The sequence below is a fragment of the Herbaspirillum sp. NPDC087042 genome (genome assembly GCF_044745245.1).
In the GTDB taxonomy this organism is placed as follows: domain Bacteria; phylum Pseudomonadota; class Gammaproteobacteria; order Burkholderiales; family Burkholderiaceae_D; genus Herbaspirillum.
This window is the reverse complement of sequence record NZ_JBIUZW010000043.1, coordinates 1-1,085: the sequence shown is the minus strand read 5'-3', so window position 1 is coordinate 1,085 and position 1,085 is coordinate 1. Positions and strand designations below refer to the sequence as shown.

The window sequence follows — 1,085 nt, the reverse complement described above, 5'->3', positions numbered from 1 at the left end:
TCGCTGTGATGAGCAGGATTGTGGTCTAAACATGGGTCAACTTTGGATGCAAATTTCCTGGGAAAGTGGGTCAGTTTTCAATGCAAATCAACAGTGAACAAAGTTCAGACTTAAATAAATGAATTCCGGCAGCGAGCCCGCTAATTCTGATGGCGGATAAAATTCACGCCTTGAAAATTCCCAAACCCATCCCTATACTTAGCACTCGTCACGGCAGAGTGCTAACAGCCCGCCTGACACCCCCCTTTTTCATGCGGTGCGGTCTGCTGCATTTGGAAGAAAAACCCGTTGCAGGCTTCGCCGCAATCAACGCTAACTTATTGAAATTGAAGGAGTTCTCATGAATCTTCGCCCTTTGCACGATCGCGTTATCGTCAAGCGCCTCGACCAGGAAACCAAGACCGCTTCCGGTATCGTTCTGCCTGACGCAGCGACCGAAAAGCCGGACCAAGGCGAAGTCCTGGCCGTCGGCAACGGCAAGATCCTGGAAGATGGCAAGGTCCGTCAACTGGCCGTGAAGGTCGGCGACCGCGTCCTGTTCGGCAAGTACTCCGGCCAGGCTGTGAAGATCGACGGCCAGGAACTGCTGGTCATGCGCGAAGAAGACCTGTTCGCCGTCGTCGAGAAGTAATTCGGCATCCGGCCTGACTATATCTTCACTTATATAGAAGGCCATCGGCAGCAAGATACCCGCCGGCATGCTCACCTCTGAGCCCGGCGACATGAACTGAACCGAATTCTGGAGAATCCAACATGGCAGCAAAGCAAGTTATTTTCGGCGATGAGGCACGTGCCAAGATCGTCAATGGCGTCAACATCCTGGCCAACGCAGTCAAGGTCACCCTGGGCCCCAAGGGCCGTAACGTGGTCCTGGAGCGCAGCTTCGGCGCCCCGACCGTGACCAAGGACGGCGTCTCCGTCGCCAAGGAAATCGAACTGAAGGACAAGCTGGAAAACATGGGTGCCCAGCTGGTCAAGGAAGTTGCTTCCAAGACCTCCGACAACGCCGGTGACGGTACCATCACAGCTAACGTGCTGGCTCAAGAAATCGTGAGAGAATGGTTTATGTAGTTTGCCGTATGTTT

At 53.8% G+C, this 1,085-nt stretch carries 1 protein-coding gene and 1 pseudogene; both read left to right on the top strand.

Annotated features, from left to right (window positions below):
• Window positions 1-340 precede the first annotated feature (340 nt).
• On the top strand, window positions 341-631 hold the full coding sequence (gene groES, locus ACIPHN_RS25715; protein ID WP_008115200.1) for a co-chaperone GroES: 291 nt from the start codon (window positions 341-343) through the stop codon (window positions 629-631).
• A 122-nt stretch (window positions 632-753) separates the two neighbouring features.
• Window positions 754-1,059, top strand: a pseudogene (locus tag ACIPHN_RS25710) (TCP-1/cpn60 chaperonin family protein); the annotation flags it as partial.
• Between the last annotated feature and the right edge of the window lie 26 nt (window positions 1,060-1,085).

Bases quoted from the DNA above. Each gene is read 5' to 3' on its own strand.
- groES (WP_008115200.1), top strand. From the start codon at position 341: ATGAATCTTCGCCCTTTGCACGATCGCGTTATCGTCAAGCGCCTCGAC.